28 protein-coding genes are annotated in these 22,423 nt (G+C 66.6%); 12 read left to right on the forward strand and 16 right to left on the reverse strand.

The features are described from left to right. Window positions 1–94 precede the first annotated feature (94 nt). The 5 genes from OSC30_RS04685 to OSC30_RS04705 form a co-directional block, all read right to left on the reverse strand. Window positions 95–466, reverse strand: a complete 372-nt coding sequence (locus OSC30_RS04685; protein WP_267170670.1) for a YciI family protein — start codon at window positions 464–466, stop codon at window positions 95–97. A gap of 157 nt (window positions 467–623) precedes the next feature. Continuing rightward, a complete protein-coding gene (locus OSC30_RS04690) occupies window positions 624–917 on the reverse strand; it encodes a hypothetical protein (protein ID WP_267170671.1) in 294 nt (97 codons plus the stop codon). After that, window positions 914–1,414 carry an SRPBCC family protein gene (locus OSC30_RS04695; RefSeq protein ID WP_267170672.1) on the reverse strand — a complete coding sequence of 167 codons (501 nt, stop codon included), beginning with the start codon at window positions 1,412–1,414 and terminating at the stop codon, window positions 914–916. The genes OSC30_RS04690 and OSC30_RS04695 overlap by 4 nt, the downstream gene beginning before the upstream one ends. After that, a complete protein-coding gene (locus tag OSC30_RS04700) occupies window positions 1,392–1,754 on the reverse strand; it encodes an ArsR/SmtB family transcription factor (RefSeq protein ID WP_267170673.1) in 363 nt (120 codons plus the stop codon). The genes OSC30_RS04695 and OSC30_RS04700 overlap by 23 nt, the downstream gene beginning before the upstream one ends. Before the next feature lie 223 nt (window positions 1,755–1,977). Continuing rightward, window positions 1,978–2,871, reverse strand: coding sequence for a LysR family transcriptional regulator (locus OSC30_RS04705; RefSeq protein ID WP_267170674.1), 894 nt, complete (start codon window positions 2,869–2,871; stop codon window positions 1,978–1,980). A 153-nt stretch (window positions 2,872–3,024) separates the two neighbouring features. Between OSC30_RS04705 and OSC30_RS04710 the strand changes: the two genes are divergently transcribed. From OSC30_RS04710 to OSC30_RS04740, 7 genes are all read left to right on the forward strand, one after another. Further along, window positions 3,025–3,423, forward strand: a complete 399-nt coding sequence (locus tag OSC30_RS04710) for a DoxX family protein (RefSeq protein WP_267170675.1) — start codon at window positions 3,025–3,027, stop codon at window positions 3,421–3,423. 49 nt (window positions 3,424–3,472) lie between these two features. After that, the gene (locus tag OSC30_RS04715; RefSeq protein ID WP_267170676.1) at window positions 3,473–4,279 is read left to right on the forward strand and encodes a dioxygenase family protein; all 807 of its coding nucleotides are present in this window, start codon (window positions 3,473–3,475) and stop codon (window positions 4,277–4,279) included. Between the two features lie 87 nt (window positions 4,280–4,366). Next, complete coding sequence (locus OSC30_RS04720) at window positions 4,367–5,209, forward strand: helix-turn-helix transcriptional regulator (protein ID WP_267170677.1); 843 nt, start codon at window positions 4,367–4,369, stop codon at window positions 5,207–5,209. Window positions 5,210–5,390: 181 nt separating this feature from the next. Then, on the forward strand, window positions 5,391–5,546 hold the full coding sequence (locus OSC30_RS04725; protein WP_267170678.1) for a hypothetical protein: 156 nt from the start codon (window positions 5,391–5,393) through the stop codon (window positions 5,544–5,546). Between the two features lie 342 nt (window positions 5,547–5,888). After that, window positions 5,889–6,902: a saccharopine dehydrogenase NADP-binding domain-containing protein gene (locus tag OSC30_RS04730; protein WP_267170679.1), complete on the forward strand. Its 1,014-nt coding sequence runs from the start codon at window positions 5,889–5,891 to the stop codon at window positions 6,900–6,902. A 25-nt stretch (window positions 6,903–6,927) separates the two neighbouring features. Continuing rightward, window positions 6,928–7,695 (forward strand): isocitrate lyase/PEP mutase family protein, encoded by a 768-nt coding sequence (locus tag OSC30_RS04735; protein WP_267170680.1) that lies wholly within the window; start codon window positions 6,928–6,930, stop codon window positions 7,693–7,695. Window positions 7,696–7,880: 185 nt separating this feature from the next. Next, entirely contained in the window at window positions 7,881–8,528 is a 648-nt protein-coding gene (locus OSC30_RS04740; RefSeq protein WP_267170681.1) for a CGNR zinc finger domain-containing protein, read from the forward strand. A 94-nt stretch (window positions 8,529–8,622) separates the two neighbouring features. Here OSC30_RS04740 and OSC30_RS04745 read toward each other — a convergent pair whose 3' ends face one another. The 5 genes from OSC30_RS04745 to OSC30_RS04765 form a co-directional block, all read right to left on the reverse strand. Next, window positions 8,623–9,510, reverse strand: a complete 888-nt coding sequence (locus OSC30_RS04745) for an alpha/beta fold hydrolase (RefSeq protein WP_267170682.1) — start codon at window positions 9,508–9,510, stop codon at window positions 8,623–8,625. A 258-nt stretch (window positions 9,511–9,768) separates the two neighbouring features. After that, entirely contained in the window at window positions 9,769–10,245 is a 477-nt protein-coding gene (locus OSC30_RS04750) for a DoxX family protein (protein ID WP_267170683.1), read from the reverse strand. A gap of 74 nt (window positions 10,246–10,319) precedes the next feature. Then, window positions 10,320–10,535, reverse strand: a complete 216-nt coding sequence (locus OSC30_RS04755) for a hypothetical protein (protein WP_267170684.1) — start codon at window positions 10,533–10,535, stop codon at window positions 10,320–10,322. A gap of 36 nt (window positions 10,536–10,571) precedes the next feature. Further along, complete coding sequence (locus tag OSC30_RS04760) at window positions 10,572–11,060, reverse strand: YkgB family protein (RefSeq protein WP_267170685.1); 489 nt, start codon at window positions 11,058–11,060, stop codon at window positions 10,572–10,574. 10 nt (window positions 11,061–11,070) lie between these two features. Further along, the gene (locus tag OSC30_RS04765) at window positions 11,071–11,643 is read right to left on the reverse strand and encodes a carboxymuconolactone decarboxylase family protein (protein ID WP_267170686.1); all 573 of its coding nucleotides are present in this window, start codon (window positions 11,641–11,643) and stop codon (window positions 11,071–11,073) included. A gap of 113 nt (window positions 11,644–11,756) precedes the next feature. Here OSC30_RS04765 and OSC30_RS04770 point away from each other — a divergent pair, with 113 nt between their 5' ends. Then, window positions 11,757–12,716 carry an AraC family transcriptional regulator gene (locus OSC30_RS04770; protein WP_267170687.1) on the forward strand — a complete coding sequence of 320 codons (960 nt, stop codon included), beginning with the start codon at window positions 11,757–11,759 and terminating at the stop codon, window positions 12,714–12,716. Between the two features lie 105 nt (window positions 12,717–12,821). On the opposite strand, the gene OSC30_RS04775 is transcribed toward OSC30_RS04770, so the two are convergent. From OSC30_RS04775 to OSC30_RS04785, 3 genes are all read right to left on the reverse strand, one after another. Beyond that, complete coding sequence (locus tag OSC30_RS04775) at window positions 12,822–13,898, reverse strand: hypothetical protein (protein WP_267170688.1); 1,077 nt, start codon at window positions 13,896–13,898, stop codon at window positions 12,822–12,824. A gap of 65 nt (window positions 13,899–13,963) precedes the next feature. Beyond that, complete coding sequence (locus tag OSC30_RS04780) at window positions 13,964–14,422, reverse strand: hypothetical protein (protein WP_267170689.1); 459 nt, start codon at window positions 14,420–14,422, stop codon at window positions 13,964–13,966. Window positions 14,423–14,641: 219 nt separating this feature from the next. Further along, complete coding sequence (locus OSC30_RS04785) at window positions 14,642–15,532, reverse strand: LysR family transcriptional regulator (RefSeq protein ID WP_267170690.1); 891 nt, start codon at window positions 15,530–15,532, stop codon at window positions 14,642–14,644. Between the two features lie 149 nt (window positions 15,533–15,681). Between OSC30_RS04785 and OSC30_RS04790 the strand changes: the two genes are divergently transcribed. The 4 genes from OSC30_RS04790 (at window position 15,682) to OSC30_RS04805 (ending at window position 18,176) form a co-directional block, all read left to right on the forward strand. Next, window positions 15,682–16,488, forward strand: a complete 807-nt coding sequence (locus OSC30_RS04790; RefSeq protein WP_267170691.1) for an SDR family NAD(P)-dependent oxidoreductase — start codon at window positions 15,682–15,684, stop codon at window positions 16,486–16,488. A gap of 356 nt (window positions 16,489–16,844) precedes the next feature. Continuing rightward, window positions 16,845–17,294, forward strand: a complete 450-nt coding sequence (locus OSC30_RS04795; protein WP_267170692.1) for a carboxymuconolactone decarboxylase family protein — start codon at window positions 16,845–16,847, stop codon at window positions 17,292–17,294. Continuing rightward, window positions 17,282–17,413 carry a carboxymuconolactone decarboxylase family protein gene (locus tag OSC30_RS04800; RefSeq protein WP_267170693.1) on the forward strand — a complete coding sequence of 44 codons (132 nt, stop codon included), beginning with the start codon at window positions 17,282–17,284 and terminating at the stop codon, window positions 17,411–17,413. Before OSC30_RS04795 ends, OSC30_RS04800 begins: the two co-directional genes overlap by 13 nt. A gap of 85 nt (window positions 17,414–17,498) precedes the next feature. Continuing rightward, on the forward strand, window positions 17,499–18,176 hold the full coding sequence (locus tag OSC30_RS04805) for a peroxiredoxin-like family protein (RefSeq protein WP_267170694.1): 678 nt from the start codon (window positions 17,499–17,501) through the stop codon (window positions 18,174–18,176). Window positions 18,177–18,681: 505 nt separating this feature from the next. On the opposite strand, the gene OSC30_RS04810 is transcribed toward OSC30_RS04805, so the two are convergent. The 3 genes from OSC30_RS04810 to OSC30_RS04820 all read right to left on the reverse strand — a co-directional run bounded on the left by OSC30_RS04810 (window position 18,682) and on the right by OSC30_RS04820 (window position 22,404). Then, window positions 18,682–19,272, reverse strand: coding sequence for an NADPH-dependent FMN reductase (locus tag OSC30_RS04810; RefSeq protein WP_267170695.1), 591 nt, complete (start codon window positions 19,270–19,272; stop codon window positions 18,682–18,684). Window positions 19,273–19,531: 259 nt separating this feature from the next. Beyond that, a complete protein-coding gene (egtD, locus tag OSC30_RS04815) occupies window positions 19,532–20,518 on the reverse strand; it encodes an L-histidine N(alpha)-methyltransferase (protein WP_267170805.1) in 987 nt (328 codons plus the stop codon). A gap of 191 nt (window positions 20,519–20,709) precedes the next feature. Continuing rightward, window positions 20,710–22,404 (reverse strand): thiamine pyrophosphate-dependent enzyme, encoded by a 1,695-nt coding sequence (locus tag OSC30_RS04820; protein WP_267170696.1) that lies wholly within the window; start codon window positions 22,402–22,404, stop codon window positions 20,710–20,712. Window positions 22,405–22,423 lie beyond the last annotated feature (19 nt).

A 22,423-nucleotide genomic window follows, 5' to 3' on the forward strand; every position in this document is an offset into this window, starting at 1 on the left:
GCGCCGACCGGTGCACACCCGTCTGCGCTGGACCATTGCCGGGCGAGGGTGCCATCGGTGATGTCGGCTACCTCAAGAGGCGGGCGCCAAACTTTTACTGGGACAGGTAGAAGTCCATGGGGATGAGTTCGACGGCCCATCCACCTTCTTCGCCCAGCGTGGCGGCCGGGTGCATGGATGCGATGTGCAGTGCCTCGTCGTGGCTGTCCGCCTCGATGATGAACAGGCCGCCGACCACTTCCTTCGACTCGGTGTAAGGCCCGTCGCTGACATGCGTCTTGCCGTTGCGCGGGCGAAGCGTTTTCCAGCGATCCAGATCGCCAAGCGACGCGGAGACCAGAAGCTTGCCGGTGGCGCGCATCTTCTCGTCCAGCGCCGGGCACTGGCTCACCAATGCCTTGACGTCCTCTGGCGCGATCGCGGCGAACTTTTCAGGGGTGAAGTAGGCAAGGCCGAGGTATTTCACGGAAATCCTTCAGGTGGGGGAATGCACTGACGACGAACTTGAGGGCCGAAAATCGACAACGCCTGGAAGAGTTTGTTGCGAGGCTCGCCCAGGGCTGCCGCTTCGGGTCCGGTAGCGGCCGACGTGCTCTGGTGGCTCTTGCGAGCGCTCGCGGACCCTAACCTACTGCCTTCAACGCGGATACGAGGAAGCGTTCGACGAGTGTGCGTGGCTGAGGCCTGGCGACGTCGGCGCTCCAGTCGAAGGGGCGTTTGGTCAGGTCACCGACCTTGCTGAAGAGGTTGGTCCGATCGACATCGGGATAGGCCTGCCCCAACGGCGATGCCTTGACGCCAGGGCCGAACGTGGCTGCGTTGCCCTCCAACTGCTTGAAGGCCTCTACCCCCTCCGGATAGAACCCGTCCTGCGCCATCGCCGCGGACACGAGCACGAGCCGCCGCGGCGTGGTCACGATCTGTCGGCGAGCAACTCATCCAGCTGCGCGAACTGTTCGGGCAGGGCTTCGGCCGAGCCGGCGAGGGCTTCGTCGAGGGCCGCTTTCGTGGGGTAGAGCTCGTGCAGGGTGACCCGCGTCCTGCCGACATCCTCTTCGAACGTCACCGTGGTCACGGCGCCCTGATCGCTTTCTTCGTTCGTCCACACGATCAGCTTGGGCGGCGTTACTTCCCTGTACGTGCCGAAGAACGCCATCGGTTGATCGGAAATCGGATGGCGGAACACGAGGCGATACGCGCCACCGGTGCGCACATCCATGTCGCACGACAGCAACGACAGGCCAGCCGACTTCGGAACCCACCAGAGCTTGAACAACTCCGGTTTGCTCCACGCCTCGAACACGATGTGCGCCGGGGCATTGAATGTTCGGGTCACGACGAGTTCGCGGTCGGACTTGCGTTCCACGGCCGTGCGGCTCATGGCGGTGGGACTACCGTCTTTTGCGCTGGGCATCTGCCTTCTCCTTGCTTTTCAGGTGTTCGACAAGCTCGTCCAACGCGTCAAAGCGTGCGCTCCAGAGCTGGCGGTGCCGCTCGATCCAGGCGGCCTCTTCTTCCAGCCGGCGCGGTCCGAGCTTGCAGGTCCGTACACGCCCGACCTTCTCCGTGGTCACGAGCCCCGCCTGCTCCAGGACGCTGACGTGCTTCTTCATGCCCGTGAGGGTCATGCGGAATCGTTGGGCGAGGTCGGTGATCGAGGCGTCTGAATCTCCGAGCCGCTCCAGTACGCCGCGGCGGGTGATATCGGAGAGCGCGGCGAACGTTGTGTCCAGGCGGGCTTGATAGTGAACCATATGGTTCACTGTAGGACGCGCACAGGTGAGTTGCAAGAGGGTGACCCCACGGGCACAAATCGCACGTGGGCCCTATGCCGCTGCGAACCGAAACCGCGCATGCCGAACGTGGGAAGAGTTCCTGCCGACGGCTTTGCGGCAGCCGGATCGAGACGCCGGACGACTCCCCAGGGTCGAAAGCAGACGGCGGGGCGAGTGCGACCAACGATGCCCCTGGCCACACTCACCAACCCGGCCGCCTGAATGCCTCGACCAGAAAATCCACCAGCCTGCGCGTCTTCATCGGCAGGTGCTTGCGTGTGGCGTACACCACGTGGATGCCCAGCTCGATCGAGCGGTAGTCCGGCAGCACTTCGACCAGGTTGCCTTGTTCGAGGTCGGGGCCGATCAGGAAATCCGGCTGCAGCACGATGCCCTGGTCCTCCAGCGCCGCGGCGCGGCAGGTGTCGCCGCTGTTGGTGCGGATGCGCGGGTTCACGCGCACGCTGACTTCGCCCTCGGGGCCGTGGAAGCGCCAGTCGTCGCCACCGGTCCAGTAGCTGTAGGCCAGCACCTGGTGGTGGGCCAGTTCGCGCGGGTGGGCCGGGGTGCCGTGGGTGGCGAGGTAGCCGGGCGAAGCGCACAGCACGATGCGGGTGGTGGCCAGGCGGCGGCTGACCAGTTGCGAGTTGGGCAGGTTGGTGATGCGCACGGCCAGGTCGTAGCCCTCTTCGACCAGGTCGACCACGCGGTCGTTGAGCGTGATGTCGAGCGAGACCTTGGGGTGGGCGGCGGTAAAGCGGGGCCACAGCGGCGCCAGGTGCAGGTTGCCGAAGGTCAGCGGGGCGTTGACGCGCAGCAGACCGGTGGCCTCGCCGCCGCGGGAGGCGGTTTCGGTTTCCAGTTCGTCCAGCGCCGCGACCAGTTCGCCGGCGCGGGCGTGGAAGCGCTGGCCATCGTCGGTCAGCGATAGCCTGCGGGTGGTCCGGTGCAGCAGCCGCACGCCCAGGCGTTCCTCCAGCTCGGCCACGTGGCGGGAGACGGCGGCCTTGGACAGGCCGATGGCCTCCGCCGCGCCGACGAAGCTGCCGGCGCGTACCACGGCCAGGAAGCTGTTGAGCTGCTGCAGGTCGAGCATGGATTGTCTCGATTTTGTAGACAGTTAGTCATTCTATGGCGTGTTTATCCGCTCCTGTCGAATTAATAGAGTGTCGGCATGGCGTGGGGCAGGGCGGACAACGATCCGGTCCGGCGCCAGCGCCTCATTCCGACATCCGACAGGAGCTTTCCCATGAACGCACTTCTCCCGCTGCTCGGCCGCCTGGGCCTGGCGTCGATCTTCATTCTTTCCGGCTGGGGCAAGATGGCAGGCTACTCGGCCACGCAGGGTTACATGGAGGCCATGGGCGTGCCCGGGATGCTGCTGCCGCTGGTGATTTTGCTGGAGCTCGGCGGCGGCCTGGCGATCCTGGCTGGCGTGTTCACGCGCTGGGTGGCGTTCGCGCTGGCCGGCTTTTCGATCGTCGCGGCGCTGGTGTTCCACGCCAACCTGGGCGACCAGGTGCAGCAGATCATGTTCCTGAAGAACTTCGCCATCGCCGGCGGCTTCCTGATGCTGGCTGCCCATGGGCCGGGCGCGCTGAGCATCGAAGCTCGCCTGGCCGACCGCCGCCGCACGCCGGCCTATTGATTCCACCTTCGATCTGCCGCGGGCATCGTGCCCGCGGCCTGGAGCTGACATGTCCCGCGCCCCTTCCCTGTTTGTCTCCCATGGTTCGCCGATGTTCGCGCTCGAGCCGGGGCTGCTCGGCCCGAACCTCGCGCAGGTCGGCGCCGCCATGCCGCAGTTGCACGCGATCGTGGTGGTCTCGCCACACTGGCAGACCCGCGGCGTGCGCATCACCGGTGCCGCGATGCTGGAAACCATCCACGATTTCGGGGGTTTCCCCGCGCCGCTGTATGCGTTGCAGTACCCCGCGCAGGGTGCCCCGGAACTGGCCTCTGAAACGCTCGGGCTGCTGCGCCGGGCCGGCTTTGACGCCAGCATCGATCCGGCCCGCGGACTGGACCATGGCGCCTGGGTGCCGCTGCGTTACCTCAAGCCGCACGCCGACGTGCCAGTGCTGCAGGTGTCGTTGCCGCACGGCATCGATGCGGCCGGCGCGTTGCGTCTGGGCCAGACACTGGCTCCGCTGCGCGAGCGCGGCGTGCTGGTGGTCGGCTCGGGCAGCCTGACCCACAACCTTTTCGAATTCCGCCAGCACATCGCCGATCCGGAGTACGCGCAGGCCTTCGCCGATTGGGTCGCGGATGCGATGCAGCGGCGCGACGTCGAGGCGCTGGTCGATTACCGCCGCCGCGCGCCGTTCGCCTCGCGCGCCCATCCCACCGAGGAGCACTACCTGCCGCTGCTGGTGGCGCTGGGCGCCAGCGCGGTTGACGACTCGACGCGGAAGATTGCCGGTGGCATGACCTACGGCGTGCTGTCGATGGATTCGTTCGGCTTCGGACTGCCGCCGGCGCTGGCGCTGGAAGAGGCGGCCTGAACGTCCTGGACATCTCCTTGTAGAAGCCCCCTCGTGGGCGATGCTCCGACATCAACGCAAGCCCCGCCCGGCGGCCATAATGCCGGCATGTCGGCGACCCATCCGGATTTCCAGGTCCATACGCTGCTCACTACGCCACTGGTCGAGCTGCGCGACGTCGTCTGCGCGGGCAGTTGCCGGCACCGGAGCGCGGTCGAGCGCGCCAGCCGCACGCAGCTGGTATTTCCCTACCGCGGCACTTACGTGCGCCACGTCGGCACGGATGACGCGGTGGCCGATGCCAGCCAGGTGCTGTTCTTCAACGCCGGCGAGGATTACCAGATCAGCCATCCGAACCCGGGCGGCGATGCCAGCCTGTCGATGACGATGGACGAGGTCCTGCTGCGCGAGATCGCGCCCGACGCGCTGCTGCGCCCGGGCGAGCCACTGCGCTTCGTGCAGACGCGGCTGCGCATCGATCCGCGCGCGCAGGTGCTGGTCGCGCTGTTGCGCCACTCGTTGCGCGAGGGCGTTGCCGAGCCGCTGGAAGGCGAAAGCCTGGCGCTGACCCTCGCGCACCGCGCGCTGGCGCCGCGCACCACGCATGCGGCCGGCGCCAGCCAGGGCCGCCAGCGACTGGTCGACCGCGCCAAGGTGGTGCTGGCGCGCGACCTGGCGCGTCGCTGGACGCTGGCCGAGGTGGCGGCGGAAGTCGGCGTGTCGGCGGTCTATCTCACCCAGAGCTTCCACCAGGTAGAAGGCGTGCCGCTGTACCGCTACCAGTTGCGGCTGCGGCTGGCGCGCGCGCTGGACCTGTTGCGCGACTACGAGGATCTCGCCGCGCTCGGCGTGGACCTGGGCTTCTCCAGCCACAGCCACTTCACCGCGGCGTTCCAGAAGATGTACGGCCGCACGCCCAGCGAATTCCGGCAGCTCGCACTGCATCGCTGATCGCTAAAGTTTTCGACAGCGGCCGGGCGCCGCTGGCGGTCTACTGTCTCCACCCCGGCCCGGGGTCGACTTGCCTTCGCGCTCGCATCCCGCGAGTGAAGCCCAGGGAGTCGTGGAGGATCGATTTCCCGCTTCCTCGGGAATGAGGTCCGGATGTTTCGAGACTCACCGGAGAACTGACATGAGCAAGCGAACCTGCGCGGCCTGCGACTACGAACTGGACGACAACGCGATCCAGGTGAAGGTTGGCGGGCAGGTGGTCGAGGTGTGCTGCGACGAATGCGCCGTGAAGCTGAAGGAGGCGTATGCCTCCGCGACGGCATCGCAGCAGCGCTGACCAGTCGTGACGGGCGGTCCGGCTGCGGCCGGGCCGCGCGGTCCCAGGCGGCGAATCCCGCCGCACTCCATCGGGTTCGAACATGGCTATTGGATCGCCGTTCTCCGGAACGGCGGTAAAGCAGACGCGTCGCAAAAACAGGGCGGCGCCGGGAGCAGACAACATGATCCAACGCAGGAAAGTCCTCGGAATCGCCATGAGCACGGCCCGGCACGGTGCGCGGGCGGTCACGCACAATTGCGTTCCTGCCAGGGCGCGGTTCGATGAAGTTGGCCGAGGCGTCCATCTGGAACATCGCACTGGCCCTGCGGTGCATCCGCGGAGGGCAGGGGAGGTCCGGTGATGGGCGACAAGCCGGCTGTCGCCGTGTTCGGCGCCTACGGGCACACCGCCCGCTTCGTGGTGGATGAACTGTGCCGGCGCGGCTACCGGCCGATCCTCTGCGGGCGTGACGAAGGCAAGCTGGCGGCGATGGCGCAGGCCTGTTCCTCGTTGCCGCGTCGGCAGGCATCGGTGGGCGACGCGGCGTCGCTGGATCGCGCGCTGTCGGGCGCGGTGGCGGTGATCAACTGCGCCAGCCCGTTCCTCGACACCGGCGCGCCGGTCATCGAGGCGGCCCTGCGCGCGGGCATCCATTATCTGGACCTGACCGCCGAACAACGAGCGGTGCAGGACGTGTTCGAGCGCCACGCGCAGGATGCCGCCCGTGCCGGCGTGGTCGTGCTGCCGGCGATGGCTTTCTACGGCGGCCTGGCCGACCTGCTGGCGACGGCGGCGGCCGGCGACTGGCTCGAGGTGGATGCGATCGAGGTCGCCGTGGCGCTGGACAGCTGGCACCTCACCATGGGCACGCGTTTGACCAGCCAGCGCAACCATTACCCGCGGCTCGTCGTGTCGGAAGGAGAACTCGCGTTGCTGCCCGGTGCGCCGCTGGCCCGCGAGTGGTCGTTCGGGCCACCGTTCGGCGACCAGGCCATGGTGGCCATGACCTTGTCCGAGGTGGTCACCATCGCCCGCCACCTGAAGACGCGAGAGCTGATCTCCTATATCAACCGCGGCTCGCTTGAAGATATCCGCGACCCGACGACGCCGCCTCCGCTGGCGAGCGATGCCTCGGGATGCTCGGCGCAACGCTTCGCGATGGACGTGCGGGTGCGCCGCGGCGGCGAACGGCGCCGCGCGCAAGCCAGCGGCCAGGACATCTACGCGGTCAGTGCACCCTTGGTCGTGGAGGCGCTCGAGCGCATCCTGCAGGGCGCGGTCCGTGGGACGGGCGCGCTTCCCGCCGGCGCGGCATTCGACGCACGCGACTTCCTCACCGCACTGGCCAGCCATCTGGCCGTCCGGATCGATTGATTCCCCACCCACCCCGGAGATTCGAGTGACCACGCAAAACGAGAAAGCACGACAGTTCCATGCCCTGCATGTGCGCGGCCAGCCGCTGGTGCTGTTCAATGCCTGGGACGCCGGCAGCGCGCGCGCCGTCGCCGAAGCCGGTGCCGCGGCGATCGGCACCGGAAGCTGGTCGGTCGCCGGCGCCCAAGGCTTCGCCGACGGCGAGCAGATGCCCTTCGCCCTCGCCCTGGACAACCTGCGACGCCTCGTCGCCGCCGTGCCGCAACCGGTGACCGTGGACCTGGAAAGCGGCTACGGCGATGCACCCGAACAGGTGGCGGCCACCGTCGCCGCCGCGCTGGAAACTGGCGCCGTCGGCTGCAACCTGGAAGACAGTTTCCCCGCCAACGGTCGCCTGCGCGACCCGGCCGGGCAGGCTGGGCGCCTCGCCGCCGCACGCCAGGCGGCGGGCAAGTCCGGCGTGGCGCTGTTCATCAATGCGCGCACCGACGTGTTCTTCCAGAAGCCGGCCGAAGCGCATGACATGGCCATGGTGGACGACGCCCTGCAGCGCGCCCGCGCCTACGCCGATGCCGGCGCGAGCGGCCTGTTTGTGCCGGGCGTGATCGCCGAAGCCCTGATCGCCCGCCTGGCCGAAGCCTCCCCGCTGCCGGTAAACGTCATGGTCATGCCCGGCCTCCCCGGCCGCGCGCGCCTGGCCGAACTGGGCGTCGCCCGCATCAGCCACGGCCCGGGTCCCTGGCGCGGCGCCATGCAGTGGCTGACCGAGGCGGCCCGGGCCGCGATGGCCTGACCGGAGGCGGTGGAGGGCGCCGACCGCCTCCGCCATCCGCGCATGACCGGGTGGACTTCAGTCCAGGCGCCCGTCCGACCGGCGACAACGGGCGCAAGCATGCCTTCTCGATAACTCGTGCAGTGGTATTCATATGGTTATCTGGTCGAGAATGGGCGCCATGGCAACCGGGTTCCGGAAATGAAATGACAACCGCAGCGCAACCGCCGATGCTGCTGGCCGACTCCGTTGGCCTGGACTTCCTGAACTCACTGGCGACACCGGTCGATACGCCGGTGGACTGGCTGGCGGATGGCGAGGGCCTGCTCTCCTGGCTACGGCACGTCGACCTGGTGCCTGCAGACGTCCTGGAAGCGTTCCGCACGAGCGCAGGTCCGGGTGAGCTGGATGCGCTGGCCACCCAGGCCAGGGCTTTGCGCGAATGGTTCCGCGGCTTCGTGCTGAAGCACATGGGGCGCACGCTCACGCAGGCGGCAGTGGCCGAGCTCGCCCCGTTGAACCGGATCCTTGCGCGCGACGAGGGGTTCGGCCAGGTGGTCGTCCGGCGCGATCCCGACTCGGGAAAACCGGTCGCGGGACTGGCGTGGGAACCCGGCCGGCGATGGCGCTCTCCCGACAGCCTTTTGCTACCCATCGCCGAAGCGATCGGCGAATTGGTCACCACTGACGATTTCGCTGACGTGAAGGCTTGCCAGGGCCACAGCTGCACGCTCCTGTTCGTCGACCGGACCCGCAGCCGCGCACGCCGCTGGTGCTCCATGGCGATATGCGGCAACCGTGCCAAACAGGCCGCCCACCGCGAGCGAGCCGGCAAGCGGCCGCGGGCGGGGTAGGGATGGTTCCGCGACGCCGATCGCCGGCGCCGCGAAACCATGCCGCCTCATGCGGCCGTCGGCATCGCGCCCGGCCAATGGGCAGGCTCGGCATTCAAGCCTGCGCGGCCGCGCGCTTGGTCGCCGACGCATGTGCCGGCAGGAAGTTCGCGATGGCCTGCGCGATCTCGGCAGCGTGGGTTTCCAGGGCGAAATGGCCGGTATCCAGGAATTCGACGACCGCGCCCGGCACATCACGCTTGAACGCCTCCGCGCCCGGCGGAAGGAAGAACGGGTCGTTTTTCCCCCAGACAGCAAGAATCGGCGGCTGATGTTCCTTGAAGTAGGCGTGGAACTGCGGATACATCGCCACGTTCGACGCGTAGTCCAGCAGCAGGTCCAACTGGACTTCGTCGGCGCCGGGGCGCGCCAGGTAGAAATTGTCCAGCGAATAGCCGTCCGGGGATACCGCCGACGTGTCGGCAACGCCATGGGTGTATTGCCACTGGGTCGTCCCCGGCTCCAGGAAACTGCGCAACGCCTGGCGGTTGCTGTCGCTCGGATCTTTCCAGTAGGCCTGGATGGGAGCCCAGCCTTCGCTGAGCCCCTCCTCGTAGGCGTTGCCGTTCTGGCTGATGATCGCCGTGATGCGTTCCGGATGCTGGAGGGCAAGGCGGAAGCCGACCGGCGCGCCATAGTCGAACACGTACATCGCGAACTTCTCCAGCCCCAGGACCTCGGTGAACTTGCCGATCACCTCGGCCAGCCGGTCGAAGGTGTACTTGAAGCGGGTGCGGTCGGGCATCGACGACCGCCCGAAACCGGGAAGGTCCGGCGCGACCAGGTGGTATGTGTCGGCCAGCGCCGAAATCAGGTCGCGGAACATATGGCCGGCGCTGGGAAAGCCATGCAGCAACAACAACGTGGGGGCGTTCGCGTTTCCGGCCTCGCGATAGGCGATATCAAGGCCGTCTACTTTGGCGGTGCGATAACGGATGCTCATGGCTGGCGCTCCTCGTGTGATCGATGAATAACCGTTTAAACAAACGTTGAGCGGTTATGCTCTCTGAGAGCCACTGTGTCAAGCGCCACTGTTCGCCAGCTGTGGCTGTTGCCGTGCATCACCCCCGGTGGCGGTTGTTGCGCCCGCGCAAGCAATTCGGCAGCCGTGCGTCCAAGACAGCCGCGCCCGCAATCCGGTGGGAGATGGACGCTCCGCCGAGCGGGTGCGACAAGGGCTGCGCGGCTGCCGCATCCGGCTTCAGCGTCGGCGCATGAGCCACCGATCGAGCGCCCACGGCCCGCTGCCACCCAGCACCAGCGCCGCAAGCCCGGCCAGGTAAAGCAGATCCGTCTCGTACCCGGGCTGGCCGAAATGCGCACCGGCCGCCGTCACCGCCTGCAGCTTGATCGAGCTGAAGCCATAAGGCAGGTGTACCGAGAACATGGCGACCAGCAGCACGATCGCCATCGGGATGCTGACCAGAGGAATGAACGCGCCCACCAGCACAGCCAGTCCCCCGATCAGCTCGATCAGCACCGTCGCCCACGCAAGCAGCGAAGGCGCGGGCATGCCCAGCGCGTGCAGGATGCCGGTGAACGAATCCGGTCCCCGGGCGAGCTTGGCGTAGCCATGCTCCATGAAGCCGAAGCCAACGATCAGGCGCAGGGGAATGGCGTACCAGTGGTAGCGCAGGGCGGGCAGCAGGTGCCGGCAACGGTTGATGAGTGTCTCCATGCGGGACCTTTCGCCGCGCACGCGCGGCCGGTTACATGTGCGCTGGCAGCGGGCCGTGGCTGGCCGGCGACCTGTCAGTGGAACATCGCGTCGAACGAAGAACCGCACTGCGCCGAAGGCTGCTTGCCCTGGCCGGACAGCACGCCCAAGGCATAGACGCACATCGGGTGCCGCAACAGCAGTTCGCTTTCGGTGCCGTGAATCGGTTCGGTCGCCTCGCGGGCGAGGATGCTGACGATGCGATCGGCTGCACGAGCTGATCGGCAAGTTTTCCTGAGGCCTGCGTGCATGCGGAGCGGGGCCGCATCCGGCCCCGCTCCCGTGGGTTACGCCTGGCTCGCGCGCAGCCGCAGCACGTCCTGCCGCAGCAGGTATACCGACACCGCCAGCAGCACCACGTCCTTCATCAGGAACGGCACGTTGCCCACCATCGCCGGGAAGCCGCCCGCCGACTCGGCCCAGCCGCCGGGCATGAACGGAATGATGGTGACCGTCATGACGAAGGTGACCACCGAGCCGGCCGCGCCCAGCACGCCCAGCCGCTTGCTCCAGAAACCGCCCAGCAGCAGCGCGCCAAACAGCCACTCGGCCACGCCCAGGAACCAGCTCGCGCCCCGAATGCCGAAGGCCGGGTACATCCAGGCGATCAGCGGTCCATTGCTGATGAAGGGAATCAGCGTCTGCGCCTCGTAGTCCCACCACTTCTGGTAGCCGAAGAAAAAGAACATCACCACCATCGAGGCGCGGACCACGTGGTAGTCCAGGTCGTTCTTCAGCAGGCCGGTGCGGGCCAGTGCGTTCACCAGTGCGTTCATCGTCGTTTCCTCAAGCGATTGTCGAAAAGGGGAGGGCGCCCGCCGCCGAGGCGGGCGATGGGAGGTCGATCTCGGTGTCGTTGATGCGGTTGAAGGTGTTGGTGAAGGTCGCCACGGCCACCGCCAGGCTGATTTCCACCAGCTGCGCGTCACTGAAGCCGGCGGCGCGGACCGCGGCCACCTCGGCCTCGGCCAGCGTGCCGCGCGAGTGCGCGAGCCGGCGCACGAAACGCACCAGCGCGTCGCGCCGTGCATCGCCGGTGCGCAGGCCGCTGCGGATCCGCCGCAGCGTCGGTGCCTCCAGGCCGGTGAGCGCGCCGAGCAGGCTGTGCGCCGTGATGCAGTAGTCGCAGCCGGCGGCCTCGCTGGCCACCAGCTTCACCGTCTCCTGGTCCTGCCGGCTCAGCGACCCGGCGGCCAGTACGCCGTCGAGCTGCAGCATCGCCTTGAGCGCCGCGGGCCGAAGCTGGCCGATGGCAGCGAAACAGTTGGGCACGCGACCCACGGCCTGCGTGATCCGGGCATACACCGCCGCGGCGGCACCGGCGGCGGATTCGAGCGGGTGGATGGCAATGCGTGACATGGCGGGCTCCTTCGTCGGTTGGACGTGGAGCCACTGTACGGAGCGGATGTGAGCCTGTTAATGTCGCAAGCGCTCGCATTCATGCTCATTCGTCTCCAAGCGGAGCCCGCAACATGTCCCCACCGATGGATTGGCTCAGCCGCCTGCTGGAGATGACGCCGGTGCGCGGCCGGCTCGACCTGCGCTGCTACTACGGCGCACCGTGGCGCATCGACCAGGCGTCGGCCGCGCCCGGCGAGATCCCCTACCACGTCGTACTCGCCGGCTCGGCCGTGCTCGAAGACCCCACCGGCGGCCCGCCGCAACACCTCGCCCCCGGCGACATCCTGCTCATCGCCCAGGGCGGCGCGCACACCCTGCACGACGGCAGCGGCGCCAGGCCGGTGCCCGCGCGTGAGCGCGCCGGCCTCAACCTCACCTTCAGCGAGAACGCCGGCAGCGGCGAACGGCTGGACATGCTGTGCGGCCACTTCGTCCTCGCCGCCCCGCACGAACGCCTGCTGCGCAGCTACCTGCCTTCACGTTTGGTGGCGCGCGCAAGCGCAGGGCAGGGCGCACCCGGCGCCACCGCCGCGCAGGTCGCCAGCCTGGTCACGCTGATGCGCACCGAATCGGCCGCCGAACACCTCGGCGGCCACGCGATGCTCAACGCCCTCTCCACCGCGCTGTTCGCGCTCGCGCTGCGCCTTTCCAGCGAATCGGGCGACGCCCCCGCCGGCCTGCTCGCCCTCGCCGGCAACCCGCGCCTCGCCCCGGCCATCACCGCCATGTTCGAACGCCCCGCCCATCCCTGGACGCTGCCCGCGCTCGCGCGCCTGTGCAACGTCTCACGCGCCACCCTGGTACGCCTGTTCAACGACAGCCTCGGCCGCTCCGCCAGCGAACTGCTCACCGACATCCGCATGACGCTCGCCGCCAGCGAGTTGCGCAAGGCGAACCAGTCCACTGGGGCGGTGGCGGAAGCGGTCGGCTATCAATCGGAGGCGGCGTTCCAGCGGGCGTTCAAGCAGCACATGGGAGTGACGCCGGCGCGGTGGAGAAGGGCGGCGGTGGGCGGAGGTGTTGAAAACTAAGCGTCCGCTTTCGGCCAAGAAGCGGACATCGAGTACAGCGTTAAGCCGCGCCGCGAAGCCGCGTCGGCTTGGAAGAATTGCTGGCCCGCACCGTTGCATGCTTGCTCACCGTAACGAAAGGCTTCGCCGGTAGTCTTCGAACAGCTTGGAGCATGGCATTTCCAGTGCTATGTGCGTGCTGTTGGGATTCAAACCGGCGAGCTGAAACAGCTCTTGCCGAACGACCGCCGCGTCCGCTTCAGAAATGCCGACGCCTGTGGCAAACACTGGACAAACGCGCGTTGGAACACCCATAGCCTGCGGAGGAAACAGAAGTTCCAAGTTGAGGCGATGAAAAGCGAACCCGAGGAAGGCAATCCGCTCGGCACCGTTCAAGACTGCCCTTACTGCGGAGATATCGCTCTCTGCAATATCAGATCCTTCGGTAAAGGTTCGTATCCGCTCCGCTAATTGTACAAGCTGATTCGCGGATGGCTCTACACCAAAGGCAATTTGCTGTTCTCCGCCCATCCACGGCAGGCGGCCGACGGTGCCGTAGGGGTGATGTATCTCGAGGTGCGTGAGCGCCTGAGCTGCGGCTTCGGCCGTTACGCCATAGTAGTTTTGCAGGGCATTGAACAAATAATGCTCAATGCAGCGGTCGTAGTTGAAACAGACAACACCGACGCGAGCAAATCTTTGCGCGAGGCTTTCGAACTGGCAATTCTCCGTTAGTAACTGAAAGAATGAATTGAACCAGGTCGCTTGGAGCACCCCAAAGTTTAGGCGGTTGTAGATATTGCCCGAGTCGATGGTAAGACTGCTTTTTTCCTCCGCTTCGAGAATGCTGCGGACTATGGCCAGCTTTCCTGCTCGCTCTATTAGAGAGTCGCCCCGATGGGCGTCAATGAAGTTATCAATTGAAATTGCTTGCGGCATGGCGTCGCGAATTCGCCATGACGCGTGCAAATATGGATTGATGTCTCCGGCTCGCCCGTCCGACTGTTGAACGAGGTCGCGAAATGCTTGATCAATAAGTGCATCACCACTCTCTCGTTGGAACTTATAGCGGATATCTAGCAGATCGGATATTCGCTTCTTTAGGCCAGAGCCCAATGGAAGCTTTGCCTCGAAACTTGCGCCGGCACCGATCACAAGGACGAGTGACTTCTGCGTGCCCTGGCTTTCGACTTCGAGGCTCATGAGTGTCTCTGTGCGGCCCAACGTTGAGTTAAACGACGGCGAAGCCGCCCGGGTTGAACGAGATGTTAGGCGCCTGCGGGGGCGCCAATTAGAGCCATAGCTGCCAGCGAAATTGTAATCATGCCCGCGGCGCAGCATAGAAAGGCCGAGAGGCCCACGAGCCAGTTGAACACGCGCAGCGGCTTGGGAGCCACTAGAACCTCCGCGCCGGGACGACCTTGCTCAAGCTTGTTCTTGGATTTGAGGCCAACGCTGATCATGGCGAACACATGACCTAGCATGAAGACCAGACAAAGGACGATGCAAGCAGATAGCGAAAGCCAACCGAATCGGAGTAACGCGCTTGCGGGGGCAGGGAACTGAGGTGGCTTGCCGCTGAGAAATGCGCCAATAGTGATGGCTTGAACCCCGCCGCTCAGGAATAGCACCTGTTTTACAAGCCCGTCGATCTTTGACCTTATCTCAACCGAGAGGGTGTTGAACATTCCCAGCGACTCACTGAGCGGCATCTTCTCGTCGATCATGCAGCCATCCTTGTTGAGCCTAACTTGAATGAAAGGAACCGATGGATCCGGTTACAGATGGGCGAACCGACCACGCCAAGGGCGCCGCAACACATGGATATCATAACGATGTGCGGTTGGTGCGTCCGGCCAATCCATGTTGGCAACGCCGGGCTCGTCTAATGAGAGGTCGGTAGCGATGGGGATGTCCGCTTTGGGTCGATAGCGGACGTCTGAAAATTAGGCGGAATCCGACAGCTGCGCCTCGATGAAGCCGGCAAATGCTCTCGCCTTGGCACTGGCCTGCCGTCCCGTTGGAAATACGGCCCATAGGTCGACAGGTGGCAAGTTCCAGTCATCGAGCACAGATTGCACGGCGCCCGACGCAAGCTCTGGTGCAAACATCCACTCCGACGCAACGGCCAGCCCCAACCCGGCGAACACGGCTTCGCGCACGCCCTCGGCAGCGGTGACGCGCACGCGCCCCTGCATCGCGACCGACGCCGTGGTGCCGTCGCGGCGGAACGACCACTCGGTGCCGCCGCCGCGCTGCTCGTAGATCACTGCCTGATGTCCGGCGAGATCGGCGGGCACGTGCGGCACGCCCATGCGTTCGAGGTAGGCGGGGCTGGCGAAGACGCGGCGCGGGCTTTGGCCGATCTTGCGGGCGATCAGGTTGGAGTCGGCGAGTTTGCCCATGCGCAGGGCGATGTCGATGCCTTCCTCGATCAGGTCGATGTTGCGGTCGTCCAGCACGAAGTCGACGTCGAGCTGGGGGTGCTGTTCCAGGAACAGCGGCAGGCGCGGCAGTACGTGCAGGCGCGAGAAGGTGACGGCGGCGCAGATGCGCAGGCGGCCGGTGAGGGTGGCGCCGGCGCCGCGGGCGGCGTGTTCGGCTTCGTCGGCTTCCTCGATGGCACGCCGGGCGCGTTCGTAGAAGCTGCGGCCGGCTTCGGTGGGGGTGAGGCCGTGGGTGGAGCGCAGCAGCAGCCGCACGCCGAGGCGTTCTTCCAGTTGGGCGACGGTCTTGGAGACGGCCGGCTGGCCGACGCGCAGCAGCCGGGCGGCGCCGGAGAAGGAGCCGGCGTCGACGACGCGGACGAAGGCTTCCATCGCGGCCAGGCGGTCCATCGTTATTCCCCCTTGGAATGAAGGCTATGAGCGGGGCAAGGCTACCGCGGATGAGCGGAACGGGCGATACAGGCATGGCCGCTACCAGCGCGCGCGGCCGTGGCGGCGCGGCGAGGTGGCGTTCCCTCCCCATCACGAGACACGACGACATGAAACTGGAAGGCAGCAAGGTGCTGGTCACCGGCGGTTCGAGCGGCATCGGCCTGGCGATCGCGCGGATACTGGCGGCGAAGGGCGCGCACGTGCTGATCAGCGGCCGGCGGCGCGAGGTGGTCGAGACGGCGGCACAGCGGTTGCGCGCGGATGGCGGGCGCGTGGATGCGGTGGCGGCCGACGTCACCACCGCCGACGGGCTGGCCGCCACGATGGCGGCGGTCGAGGGCACGCTTGGCGGCTTGGACGTGCTCGTCAACAATGCCGGCGGCGTGCGCGCCGGCCGGCTGGAGGCGACCAGCGAACGCGAGATCCGCGCGATGATCGAGGTGAACCTGGTCGCGCCGATCCTGCTCACGCGCGCGGCGCTGCCGCTGCTGCGCCGCAGTGGCCACGGCATGGTGGTGGACGTGTCCTCGGCGATCGCCCTGGTCGGCGTGCCGTTCTATGCCACCTACGCGGCGGCGAAGGCCGGCATTGCGCACTTCGGCGAGGCGTTGCGGCGCGAGCTGAAGGGTGAGGGCGTGCACGTGCTGACCGCCTACCCGGGCGCGACCGAGACGCCGTTGATGGCCTCCAGTCGCGCCGGCGCGGAGCAGGGCTTCGGCCGCGAGTCGGCGGCGGATGTGGCGGCCGCGATCGTGCAGGGCATCGAGGACGAGGCGTTCGAGGTGGTGCGCGCCAACGAGAAGCGGCTGCAGATGGTGGCGCTCAATCGCACCGACCCGGCCGCGGTCGATGCGCGGTTTGCCGAGCTGAAGCCGGTGCTGGAGGAGGCCGTGCGGGATCACGCTGCGCTGTGAGTTGTTCGCGTCGCGCACTGCGGTGTGCCAAAGGAAACGCCCGGCTCTCGCCGGGCGTTTTTTTGCTGCGCCAAGGTTCCGCTTTGCCGTTGTAGGAGTCCACTTGTGGGCGATGCGGTTTTGGGCGCGCGTGCGGTGGAGTAAGAGCATCGCCCACAAGTGGGCTCCTACAGGGCGGCGGGGAGGGAAGGGTGGCTCCTTATTAGTCGAGATGGGCGCATTCCCGACCGGAATAGCTCTTAGTCGTCGGTTGCGTCTACTCGGGCCTCGGGTGCGCTCGTAGTTTGTGTGCCACGGGAGTTCGAGGCGGTCGCTTCGCGACTCCTTCGACCACACGACACTCAAGGAGTCCAGCCATGACCACGTTCGCCACTTACGCCCCAGCAAACGCCCCCGCCGCTTCCCAAGCCGGCCTCGAAGGCGCCAAGGCCGCCTTCGGCTTCGTGCCGAACCTGCAGGCGACCATGGCCGAATCGCCGGAGTTGCTGGCCGGCTATTCCACGCTGTGGGACCTGTTCGCCGAGACCTCGCTGACGCCCCATGAGCAACAGGTGGTGTTCCTGACCTCCAGCTTCGAGAACGAGTGCCACTACTGCATGGCCGGCCATACGGTGCTGGCGAAGATGCAGAAGATGGACCCGGCGGTGATCGACGCGCTGCGCAGCGGCACGCCGCTGCCCGATGCGCGGCTGGAAGCGCTGCATCGCTACACCGGGCTGGTGGTGCGCCAGCGTGGCTGGTGTCGGACGCCGACACCGACGCCTTCCTGGCCGCCGGCTTTACCCGCCGCAACGTGTTCGAAGTGATCCTCGGCGTGGCGACCAAGGTGATGAGCAACTACACCAACCACATCGCCCATACCCAGCTCGACGCCTTCATGCACGGCAGCGAGTGGACCAAGCCGGCCGCCGAACAGGCTGCCTGAGCCTTTGCCCGATGCGCTGGCGGCCATGGTGTCGCCGGCGCTAGCCGCGGCCTTCCATTCCTTGTTCTCTCCGAGAGGTTCCCCCATGTCACTGCAAGCCAGGCTCGATGCCTTCAAGGCCGACTTTGAAGCAGGCAAACCACCGTACAGCGTGCCGCATTCGGTCATCGAGGCGATGCACCGCGCCACCGCCGAACTGATCGCCTCCGGCGCCGCCGGGCGCGCACTCAAGGCCGGCGACCGCGCGCCGTCGTTCGCGCTCAAAGACCCCGAGGGCCGACTGGTGCAGTCGGTCGAGTTGCTGCGGCAGGGGCCGTTGATCGTGAGCTTCTACCGCGGCGTGTGGTGCCCGTACTGCAACATGGAGCTGCAGGCGCTCGAGGCGGCCTTGCCGGAGTTCGAGAAGCTCGGTGCGCGGCTGGTCGCGATCTCGCCGCAGGTTCCGGCGAACAGCCGCAAGTCGATGCGCCAGAACCACTTGTCCTTCCCGATCCTGTCCGACACGAAGGGCGAGATCGGCGCGGCCTTCGGCCTGCGCTTCAAACTGCCGGACCACCTGGTCGAGGTCTACAAAGGCCTGAAAAATGATCTGTCCGCGTTCAACGACGACCCCAGCTGGACGCTGCCGATGCCGGGCCGTTTCGTGATCGGGCAGGACGGCACCATCCTCTACGCCGAGGTCAACCCGGACTACACCCGTCGCCCCGAGGCCGGGGACATGCTGCCGGTACTGCGCCAGGCGGCGCAGAGCCGCGCGGCCTGATTCGGGGCACGGGAGCCAGGCATGGTCCGCGCATCCACCGGCGTGCTCACGGCCCTGACGGGCCCGCGGCTGGAGCGTGTGGCATGGTTGTTCCTTGCCGTGGCCGCCCTCGGCGTCTTCTGCGACCACGCGGCGCACCAGACTTGTGCGCCGCCCGCCGGCCTGCGTTACGAGGCCAACCGGGTTCGCCGCGAGACGAAGGGCGAGTTCGAGCTGCCGCGCTCGCGCGCCTGTGCAACGTCTCGCGCGCCACCCTGGTGCGTCTGTTCAACGACAGCCTCGGCCGCTCCGCCAGCGACCTGCTCACCGACATCCGCATGACGCTCGCCGCGAACGAGTTGCGCAAGGCCAACTCTCCGCCGGGACGGTGGCGTCGGTGGGCTATCAATCGGGGGCGGCATTCCAGTCGGCGTTCAAGCAGCACACGAGGGTCGACGCCCGCGCGATGGAGGAGGCGGGCGGCGGGTGGTGCTGGAACCTGGCTTCGTGGGGGGCGGCTTCCCCATCAATAAGGCGGTGCCTTGCGTTGGCGCTGTGCCTTTGCTGCCTCGGTCCACCAGGCAAGGTCGTCGGCGAAGCGGGAGAAGGAACGTTCCAGCGCCCTGCCGGCGTCGCCCACGGGCTCGCCGGCGGCGTCGAGTGCCTGTGCGATCGGGCCGACGGTCACCGTGCTGGAGATGACGACCATGCCCATCTCCGAGAGCGTGTCGTGCCAGTGCAGGTTGGAGCGGGCGCCGCCGATGCGGCCGGCCGAGTAGCTGACGATGCCGGCCGGGCGCCAGAACCATTCTTCCAGGAAGTGATCAGTCAGGTTTTTCAGGCCCGGCTGTACGCCCCAGTTGTATTCGCCGGTGACGAAGACGAAGCCATCCGCCGTGCGGATCTGCCGTGCAAGCGATTCCATGGCCGCAGGCGCCTCGCCCGGCGGGTATTCCTTGTACATCCGGTCCAGCATCGGCAGGCCGATGCGCTTGGCATCGACCAGTTCCGCATCCGCGCCGCGCGCGGCCAGGCTGCGGGTGACGTAATTGGCGAGGCGGACGCCTGCACGGTCCGCACGATAGGAACCATAGAAGACGAGGATGCGATCGGGCATGGCGTATGGCTCCCGGCGCCGGCCCGCCCCCGACAGGGAGGCGGGTTCCCATGACGGGTCCGCCACCTGCACGAAGACGCTCCCGCGAACGATGGGTGATTGGGCGTCAGGCTGCTGATGAAATCTTCAGCAGTCTACGGTGCAAGTTCGATTGTTGGGGCTCGCCGCCCGGGCCATCCAGCCTGCTTCTGGGTCTGGATGCGCTCGGGAACAAGTCGCCCGCACCCTCGGGCGGGCGCTCGAAACGCTCGTTCGCCCTTCAGGGCCCGGCAGGCCGAATGGTGGCTTCCGCCAACACGACGCTGAAGAGTTGCTGCGCGTCGGTCCACTCCGCGATCGGTGTCCAGCCGCCGGCACGCAACAGGACGCGAGCATCGCGCGTGCCGTACTTGATGCTGTTCTCGGTGTGGATCGTTTCTCCCGTACTCATGCGGAACATGCGATCCGCGACCTCGAAGGCCATGTCGCGCGTTGCCAGCAGGTGCATCTCGATGCGCGCTTCGTCGTCATTCCAGATCGCGCGATGGCGAAACGCGCCGACGGGAATCGTTCCACCCAGCTCGCGGTTGATCCGGTCGAGCAGGTTCAGGTTGAACTGCGCGGTCACGCCGGCGGCATCGTCGTAGGCGGGAACGAGGACCTGCGGGTCCTTGATCCGGTCCACGCCGATCAGCAACTGTGCGGCATCTCCAAGCGTCCTGGCCATCGCCCGCAGCAGATCCACCGCCTCGGAAGCCACGAAATTGCCGATCGTCGAGCCGGGAAAGAATCCCAGCCGTGGCGCGCGCCCCAACCGGGGAAGCTGCATCGGCTTGGTGAAGTCGCCGACGACCGGATGCACCGGCAAGGCCGGGAACGCGCGCGAAAGTACCTGCACGGATTCATGCAGAAACTCCCCCGAGACGTCGATGGGTACATAGGCTTGCGGTTCGATGGCCGACAGCAGCAATGGCGTCTTGGTCGAAGAACCCGAACCGAATTCGATCACCACCCGGCCACGGCCCACCCTTTCAGCGATGTCCTTCGCGTGCCGTTCCAGGATGGAACGTTCCGTCCGCGTCGGGTAGTACTCCGGCAACGTCGTGATGGCTTCGAATAGCTCGGAACCGCGATGGTCGTACAACCATCTCGCCGGTACGACCTTCTGTCGGGCGGACAGGCCGGTCAGCACGTCTGCGAGAAAGGCCGGGTCGGCCTTGGCGGCAGTGTTCAATTCCAGGTCGCGTTTGCTGCAAACAAGATTCATGTCGGTCACGAGACCGGCGCTGGTCGACCGCCGGTATTTAGCGATGGAGGCAGATGTCTTACCTGCCCTGGAGGTGGAGCGCAAGCCGATGCGCAACAGCGGGCTGTGGCGATTTCCCTGCCGATCCCCTTTCCGTAACCAAAAGGAAAGGGAATCCTGCAGGGACAGCGATGCCCGATGATCGTATGTAGCTAGACCCCCATGACGGAGAGCAACGCCTCCTTGATCCTGGCGACCGCGTAGTGGTCGATCTGCTCGAAATCCAGGTGGGGCAGATTGGGAATCTCGTCGGCTGCCACGACGGCATCCACGATGACTGGCCCCTCGGTAGCGAACGCCTCGCGCAGCGTCGACTCGAGGCGAGCCGGGTCGCGGACGGTGAAACCGACGCCGCCGCAGGCACGGGCAAGCATGGCGTAGTCGGGATTGGGGTACTCGATGGCCTGGTGGAACGCGGGGATGCCGATGCTTTCGGCCTCGAGGGAAATCAGGCCCAGCGATCCGTTGTTGTATACGACCACCTTGACCGGCAGCCCGTGGTGCACCGCGGTCAGGAACTCGCTCATCAGCATGTTGAAGCCGCCGTCACCGGTCAGCACGATCACCTGCCTGGACCGGTCGAGCACCTGGATGCCGTTGCCCTGGCCCAGCGCGGTTCCGACGGCCGCGTTGTTGAACGAGCCGATGATCCGTTGGCGTCCATGCTGGCGAATCCAGTTGGCCGACCACAACGTATTGAGTCCGGTATCCAGGACGAAGATCGCGTCGTTGTCGGCCAGGTCGCTGGCGAGGCGGGCAACCGCCTGGGGATGGATGCGGTCCTTGCTTCGGGCTACGTCTGCCTGCTTGTCGAGCACTTCGTCCCAGCGCACGCGGCCATGCGCGATGCTGTCGAAGAATTCGGTGTCTTTCTTCTCCGGCACGCGCTCCAGAATCGCCTTCAGGCTCGGCCTGACCGAGCCCAGCAGGCCCAGCGCGGTCGGCGTACGACGGCCGAGTGCCTCGGAACGATGGTCGATCTGGATGACGCTTCCGTGGGCGGGAAGATAGTCGGCGTAGGGGTAGTCGGTACCGACCATGACCAGAAGGTCGCATTGCTGGACGGCGTCGTAGCTGGCTCCGGTCCCGATCATGCCCAGGCCGCCCATCCACCGGTGGTCGTCGAACGGCATGAGCTCCTTGCCGCGCACGGTGTGGATGAGCGGGGCAGCCAGCCGGTCCGACAAGGCCGCCAGCAGATCGCTGCTGTCGCGGCAGCCCGCGCCGCAAAGGAAAACGATTTTCGACGCCGCCGCGATGCGGCGCACCGCCTCTTCGACGTCCCAGTCCTGCGGCGATACCTCGAAGCGGGGCTGCAGCGTCGCCAGGCTTGGCGTCGCGTGGCCGGCGGACTCCGACAGCACGTCCTGCGGCAAGGTCAGGTGGGCGACCCCTGGACCCGCATACGCTGCCGCAATGGCCTGGTGAATGAGCCCCGGCGCCTGCTCGCCAATCGACACGGTCTCGGTATAGAGCGCCACGTCGCGAAAGAGCAAGGCAGGCGTCGTCGACTGGATGTAGTCCATGCCTTTCAACTTCCGTGGCATGTCTCCCGACAGCGCCAGGACGGGGGCGTGGTCGCGAGCCGCCTCGTACAGGCCGGCGACCAGGTGGGTACTGCCCGGGCCGGTGGTACCGCAGCACACGGCCAGCCGGCCGGTCAGCTTGGCCTGCCCGGCGGCGGCCAGCGCAGCGCCCTCTTCGTGGCGCACGCCGACCCATTCGATCGAGCTATGGCGCACCACATCCGCCAGCGGATTGAGGGAATCCCCGATCAACCCGAAGATCTGGCGCACGCCCAACTGCTCCAGTGTTTCAACCAGGACGCCCGCAACGGTCTTTCCCATCGATACGTTCCTCTTCTTG

Origin of the sequence: Frateuria hangzhouensis (assembly GCF_026410505.1) — a bacterium.
GTDB classification, from domain to species: domain Bacteria; phylum Pseudomonadota; class Gammaproteobacteria; order Xanthomonadales; family Rhodanobacteraceae; genus Frateuria_A; species Frateuria_A hangzhouensis.